Origin of the sequence: Caulobacter sp. CCH9-E1 (genome assembly GCF_001556515.1) — a bacterium.
Classification (GTDB): Bacteria; Pseudomonadota; Alphaproteobacteria; order Caulobacterales; family Caulobacteraceae; genus Caulobacter.
In genome coordinates this window covers 1-5,288 of record NZ_LSJA01000379.1, presented here as the reverse complement: position 1 = coordinate 5,288, position 5,288 = coordinate 1, and the positions used below count along the sequence as shown (strand labels likewise).

Here is a 5,288-nt window from a genome sequence, read left to right as displayed (position 1 = left end):
ATCCTCCCCCGCGACGCGGGGGAGGTGGCCCAGAGGGCCGGAGGGGGCGAGCTGGGCTTGGGCCGGTGTTGGCCCCCTCAGTCGCTCCGCGACAGCTCCCCCGCATCGCGGGGGAGCATCTAGAAAGGCTACGACGCCCGGATCTTCACCACCTTCGACGGCCCGGTCTGGCGCAAGGTCTCGACCAGCTCGAACAGCGCTTCGCGGATGCCCGCCTCGTCGCCCGCCTCGGCCAGGGCGTCGAGGGTCTCCAGACGGGCGTCGGCGATCGTCGGGGCCGGCGACATGCGGACGGCCTCCATGATGCCGGGGGCCTTGGCGCGGGCGACCTCGTTCACGTCCACGAGGGTCTCGGTCAGCTTCTCGCCGGGGCGGAGGCCCGTGATCTTGATCTCGATGTCGCGGTCGGGGACCAGGCCCTGCAGCTCGATCATCCGCTTGGCCAGGTCGATGATCTTGACCGGCTCGCCCATCTCCAGGGTCAGCACGCCGTCCTCGTCGCCGTCCGAGGCGATCATCGACAGGGCCACGGCCCGCAGCACCAGCTGCACGGCCTCGGGGATCGTCATGAAGTAGCGTTCGACATTGGCGTCGGTCAGGGTGATCGGGCCGCCGCGGGCGATCTGGCTCTGGAAGATCGGCACCACCGAACCGGCCGAGCCCAGCACGTTGCCGAAGCGGACGATGCTGACCCGCATGTCGCCGCCGCCGCCGTACTGGCGGACCACGGCCTCGGCCACGCGCTTGGCCGCGCCCATGATGCTGGTCGGGGCCACGGCCTTGTCGGTCGAGATCAGGGCCAGGTGCGCCGCGCCGCAGGCCTTGGCCGCCACGGCGACGTTGCGGGTGCCCAGGACATTGGTCCGCACGCCCTCGCAAGGGTGGTTCTCGACCAGGGTCACGTGCTTTAGCGCCGCGGCGTGGAAGACGATGTCGGGCTTCTGCTCGGCGAAGACGCGCTCGACGCGGGCGGCGTCGCGGACGTCGCACAGGATCTCGCGGCGCGGCAGCAGCGGGTGGCGCTCGGCGATCTCGCGGTCGATGTGGAACAGGTTGTATTCCGAGGCGTCGACCATGGTCAGGTGCGCGCAGCCGCTGGCGGCGATCTGGCGGCACAGCTCCGAGCCGATGCTGCCGCCGGCCCCGGTGACCAGCACGCGGCGGCCCCAGACCAGGGCGCGGATCGGTTCGGGATCGAGGCGCACGGGCGGGCGGCTGAGCAGTTCCTCCAGGCTGATCTCGCGCAGGATCGGACCGCTGTCGGCGCCCGCGCCCATCTCGACCACGCCGTGGCGGCGGAGAAGTCGGACGCCTTCGGTCTTCAGGCGGCCCAGGCGCTCGGCGCCGAAGGTGCTCATGGCGCTGTCGGTCAGGAACAGGATGGCCGAGGGCGGCAGGCCGCTGTCGCGCAGGCGGGCCAGCACCCGGTCGAAGTCGGCGATGGCGCCCAGCACGCAGACGCCGCGCAGCTCATCGCCGGTCTCGCGGTCGGTGGGAGAGACGACGCCGATCGGGGTGTAGCGCTCGCCCAGGCCCGCGGGCGAGCGCAGGAAGGCCTCGGCCTCGGCCGCCGAGCCGACGATCAGCAGGCGGGGCAGGGCCGGGTGCATCGAGGCGGGACCCAGGCGCAGCACCGAGTCCAGCAGCTGGCGCTCGTGCAGGCTGCGGCGGATGACGCGCAGGGCCGACAGGAAGGTGCCCTGGATCAGGGCCGCGCCCGCCACCGTGCGCAGGCCGCCGTCGATGCCGGGGTGGACCATGCGGGTGATGACCATGAAGGCCGCCGCCGTCAGCACGGCCGAGCGGAACAGGCGCAGGTGGTCGCTGGCCGAGACGAAGCGCCAGGGGGCGCGCTCGACGCGGAACACCAGCTCCACGATCAGGGCGCCCAGGGCGTAGTAGGTCGCCTGCAGCAGGGTGTCGCCCGTGAAGGGCATGTCGATGACGAGGTAGCGGCCGACCAGCAGGGCCACGAAGGCCAAGAGGACATTGGTCGCGATCTTGCCGACATGTCCCATGAACGAACCTCTTGAGTAGCCACGAGCCCGGGGCGGGGGCCCGGGAAGATTCGTGTCCAAGTAGCACGGCATTTCCGTGGCGTCGCCTTTTCAGCCCCTACGCAGGGGCAGAACCTCCACCGTGTCGCCGGCTTGGGCGGCGGGAGCGCCAGGCCTGCGGCGCAGCAGGGCGTCGGCCTGGGAGAACACGCCGATCAGCGACGAGTCCTGGTCCGGAAAAGCGTTGGCGGTCAGCCGGCCCTCGGCGTCGACGGCCAGGCGCGCGCGCATCCAGTGCTCGCGGGGGCCAGTGGCGGCGAGCGGCGCGACCAGGCGCGCGGGGTTCAGACGGACCTCGGAATCCGCGCCGGTCAGGGCCGCCAGCAGGGGACGCAGGAAGAGCTCGGCGCAGACCAGGGCCGAGGCGGGATTGCCGGGAAGGCTCAGCACGCGCCGGCCGTCGGCGAGGGTTCCAAACGAGGTCGGCTTGCCGGGCCGCACGGCGATCGTCTCGACGACGAGCGCGAGGCCCAGGGTCTTCAGGGCCGGCTTGACCAGGTCATGGTCGCCGACCGAGGCGCCGCCGATCGTGACGATCAGGTCGGCCTCGATGGGCGCGATGGCGGCGGCGATCGCGGCGGCGTCATCGGCCTGGGCGCTCAAGCGGAAGGCCTCGCCGCCCCAGGCCGCGATCAGGGCCGCCAGGCTGAACGAGCCGCTCTCGAAGATCTGGTCGGGGCGAGGCGTCGCGCCGGGCGGGACCAACTCGTCGCCGGTCGCCAGGATCGCCACGCGCGGGCGGCGGGCGACCGGAACTTGAGCCAGGCCCGCCGAGGCGACCAGCGACAGGCGCCAGGGATCGATGAGCGCGCCCTCGGCCAGCAGGACGTCGCCGGCCTGGAAGTCGCCGCCGGCGGCGCGGATATTGGCCTTGGGAGCTTCGCCCGCCTCGAAGCGGACAGTGTCGCCCTCGCGGACGGCCTCCTCCTGGATGACGACAAGATCGGCGTCGGCGGGAACAGGGGCGCCGGTGAAGATGCGGACGGCCTCGCCGGCCTGGACGGCGCGGAGGAAGGCTTTGCCCGCCGCGCTCTCGCCGACGACCGCGAAGGCCTTGCCGGGCGCGTAGTCGGCCCGCCGGATCGCCCAGCCGTCCATGGCCGAGGCGTCGAACGGCGGCTGGGCGCGCTCGGCGATCACCGGCGCGGCCAGGACGCGGCCGAGGCTTTGCGCCAGGCCGACGGTCTCGATCCCGAGGCGGCCGGCGCCGGCCAGGATCCGGGCGCGGGCGTCTTCCACGGCGAGGTTTCGGAGGGAGGGGGAGTTGGTCACGCAGCCATCCTCACGAGGTCCTTCTCCCCTTGCGGGAGAAGGTGGCGCGGAGCGCCGGATGAGGGGTTGAAGGGCCTGTCCGGACGACGGAGCGCGACCCCTCACCCGGCCGCCTTCGGCGGTCACCCTCTCCCGCAAGGGGAGAGGGCCTCAGACCCTACCCCACGAACGCCCGCTCGATCACGAAGTCGCCGGGTTCGGCGTTGGAGCCTTCCTTCAGGCCCTGGGCTTCGAGCATGGCGGCGGTGTCCTTGATCATGGCCATCGAGCCGCACAGCATGGCGCGGTCGTGCTCGGGATCGAACTTGCCGCCCTCGATGCCCAGATCGCTGAACAGCTTGCCGCTGGCGATCAGGTCGGTGAAGCGGCCCTGGCGCTCGAACGGCTCGCGGGTCACGGTCGGGTAGTAGGTCAGCTGGGCGCGCGCCTCGTCGCCGACCAGCGGGTCGTCGAAGATGTCGGCGGTGAAGAGGTCGCGATAGGCCAGCTCCTTCACCTCGCGCACGCCGTGGCAGACGATCACCCGCTCGAAGCGGCTGTAGGCGTCGGGGTCGCGGGCCACCGACAGCCAGGGCGCCAGGCCCGTGCCGGTGCCGAACAGGAAGAGGCGCTTGCCGGGGCGGACGGCGTCGAGGACCAGAGTCCCGGTCGGCTTCTTGCCCAACAGGATCTCGTCGCCCTCCTGAATCTGCTGCAGGCGCGAGGTCAGCGGGCCGTCCGGCACCTTGATCGAGAAGAACTCCAGCTCCTCGGCGAAGGACGGCGAGCCGATCGAATAGGCGCGCAGGATCGGCTTCTTCTCGCCCAGTTCCTCGCGCGGCGGCAGGCCGATCATCACGAACTCGCCCGAGCGGAAGCGGAAGCTGGCCGGGCGGGTGATGGCGAAGCTGAACAGCCGGTCGGTCCAGTGCTTCACCCAAAGCACCTTTTCGACGAAGTAGGGGGCGTCCTTCACGGGCGTTGATGGCGCGGGGGCGGCGGGAGCGGCAGCCGTCATCTGAACTCTTCGAGATTTAGGCGCGGGGAGGCGCGGAAAAGAGCGAAACCGCCACGGCCCTGAGGCGGCGCGTGTCTCATGCGAGCAAGCCTGACGTCCTGTCAATGACGGTTGTCTAATGCGCGCGTCCGAAAATCTCCGCTCCGGTGAACAGCGACCTTGTCGCCGCTAGGGTCCGGAATGTCCGGTTGTCTTCAGTCGTCGAGCCGGCTTCCAAGATGTGAATGAGATCGCGTCGCATATCGTCTCGTCGACACGACAAGATTAACCGCATTGACGACTGAAAGCGCGGTTTTCTCGACTTTGCTGAAAACGCCGGACCGCTTTTCCGAATGCGTCAAAAATGTGATTGCCGCCCCCCGAAACGAGGCGCAGACTTCCTTTTGCTTCGTTCGCGGAGCCAACGATACGGAGGAACGTATGCGGGTTTGGTTCGTAGGGGCCGCCGCGGCGGCCGGTTTAGTAGCGTTTGGTTTGGCCGGTTGCAGCGAAGGCGGCGCGAAGACGAAGGTCGCGCAGGCCAATCAGGTGGTCGTCGAGGCCACGCCGGTGACGGCGTCGGGCTGCGTCCGCCCGGTCGAGAACACTAACTGTCTCGTCGTGAAGGGCCGCGGTGGCGGCTACTACGACATCAGCACGGCCAGCCCGGCGCCGGACCTGTCCAAGGGCGTGGCGATCTCGCTACGCGGCAAGGACAGGGGCGTAAACACCCAGTGCGGCCGCCAGCTGACCGACGTGAAGTGGTCCTATCTCGGCATCCAATGCGGCGCGACCGCCCCGTCGACGGCCTCGACCGCCACGGACAAGGACGCCAAGGGCAAGACCGAGAAGGCGGGGTAGCGTCAAATCCCTGTGTCATCCCGGCCGCAGCGAAGCGGAGAGCCGGGACCCAGGGGCGGGTCGCACCGCGTTCCCGCACCCCCTGGGTCCCGGATAGCCTCTGCGAGGCTTCCGGGATGACA

The 5,288-nt window shown here is 70.4% G+C and carries 3 protein-coding genes and 2 pseudogenes; 2 read left to right on the top strand and 3 right to left on the bottom strand.

Annotated elements, in window-relative coordinates:
• Positions 1–128 precede the first annotated feature (128 nt).
• From AX690_RS21310 to AX690_RS21300, 3 genes and pseudogenes are all read right to left on the bottom strand, one after another.
• Positions 129–2,018, bottom strand: a complete 1,890-nt coding sequence (locus AX690_RS21310; protein ID WP_066680302.1) for a nucleoside-diphosphate sugar epimerase/dehydratase — start codon at positions 2,016–2,018, stop codon at positions 129–131.
• Positions 2,019–2,108: 90 nt separating this feature from the next.
• On the bottom strand, positions 2,109–3,329 hold the full coding sequence (gene glp, locus AX690_RS21305) for a gephyrin-like molybdotransferase Glp (RefSeq protein ID WP_066730545.1): 1,221 nt from the start codon (positions 3,327–3,329) through the stop codon (positions 2,109–2,111).
• Between the two features lie 157 nt (positions 3,330–3,486).
• A pseudogene (locus AX690_RS21300) lies at positions 3,487–4,406 on the bottom strand (ferredoxin--NADP reductase).
• A 340-nt stretch (positions 4,407–4,746) separates the two neighbouring features.
• On the opposite strand from AX690_RS21300, the gene AX690_RS21295 reads away from it, so the two are divergent.
• On the top strand, positions 4,747–5,166 hold the full coding sequence (locus AX690_RS21295; protein ID WP_066680308.1) for a hypothetical protein: 420 nt from the start codon (positions 4,747–4,749) through the stop codon (positions 5,164–5,166).
• A gap of 10 nt (positions 5,167–5,176) precedes the next feature.
• Positions 5,177–5,260, top strand: a pseudogene (locus AX690_RS23810) (hypothetical protein); the annotation flags it as partial.
• Between the last annotated feature and the right edge of the window lie 28 nt (positions 5,261–5,288).